Genomic DNA, 1,070 nt, shown 5'->3' on the forward strand with positions numbered 1-1,070 from the left:
CCAGTTTCACTTGGTGTGTCTGGCTTTCTTTTCTCAGGATCTTCATATATGACTCCTTAAGCTGAAGCTCAAGGCTCTCGCTTCGATCTGCTCAAGTGGCTAGTAGTAGTCGCTTTGGTGGTTGTTGGCGTTGTTGGCAATCAGTATTACTCTGCTTCGCCGATCCTGTACCGCGTACTAGCTTTGCTCGCCATTGCTGCTGTAGCTGCCTTTGTAGGCCTGCAGACAGTCAAGGGCAAGTCTTTCTTTGTACTGGTTAAGGAAGCTCGCACCGAGATTCGTAAAGTCGTATGGCCAACTCGCCAAGAAACCACGCAGACCACGTTGATTGTAGTGGCTGTTGTTCTGGTTATGGCGTTGCTGTTGTGGGGGCTTGATTCCCTGCTCGGCTGGCTTGTTTCCTTGATTGTCGGCTAAGGGTGTCCCGTGGCTAAGCGTTGGTACGTTGTGCATGCTTACTCCGGTTACGAGAAGCATGTCATGCGCTCGCTGTTAGAGCGCGTAAAGCTGGCTGGCATGGAAGATGGCTTCGGCGAAATTCTGGTTCCCACTGAAGAAGTGGTTGAAATGCGTAATGGCCAGAAACGCAAAAGCGAGCGCAAGTTCTTCCCAGGTTACGTGCTGGTTCAGATGGACATGAATGAGGGTACTTGGCACTTGGTCAAGGATACTCCTCGGGTGATGGGTTTCATCGGCGGTACCGCTGATAAGCCTGCGCCAATCACAGATAAAGAGGCAGAAGCGATTCTGCGTCGCGTTGCTGATGGTAGCGACAAGCCGAAGCCGAAGACTCTCTTCGAGCCAGGCGAATCGGTGCGCGTCAACGACGGGCCGTTTGCTGATTTTACTGGCACGGTCGAAGAAGTTAACTACGAAAAGAGCCGGATCCAAGTGGCGGTGCTCATTTTCGGTCGCTCTACTCCGGTAGAGCTAGAGTTCAGTCAGGTCGAAAAGGTCTAGCCGAACAAGCATCCCAACCCCGCAGCCCTAGGCTGTGGGGTTTTGTCGTCACTGGGATAACGCGCAAGTAACCGGGGAGCCTTTCGAGGCGTTCGAACCCGTAATTGGAG

General features: G+C 52.9%; 2 protein-coding genes. Both read left to right on the forward strand.

Annotated features, from left to right (window positions below; translation table 11 throughout):
- The first annotated feature begins 87 nt into the window (after positions 1 to 87).
- A complete protein-coding gene (gene secE, locus ACIOYV_RS33150; RefSeq protein WP_401330694.1) occupies positions 88 to 417 on the forward strand; it encodes a preprotein translocase subunit SecE in 330 nt (109 codons plus the stop codon).
- A 9-nt stretch (positions 418 to 426) separates the two neighbouring features.
- Positions 427 to 960 carry a transcription termination/antitermination protein NusG gene (gene nusG / locus ACIOYV_RS33155; RefSeq protein WP_054052239.1) on the forward strand — a complete coding sequence of 178 codons (534 nt, stop codon included), beginning with the start codon at positions 427 to 429 and terminating at the stop codon, positions 958 to 960.
- Positions 961 to 1,070 lie beyond the last annotated feature (110 nt).

The organism is Pseudomonas sp. NPDC087342 (assembly GCF_044744265.1).
In the GTDB taxonomy this organism is placed as follows: domain Bacteria; phylum Pseudomonadota; class Gammaproteobacteria; order Pseudomonadales; family Pseudomonadaceae; genus Aquipseudomonas; species Aquipseudomonas nunensis.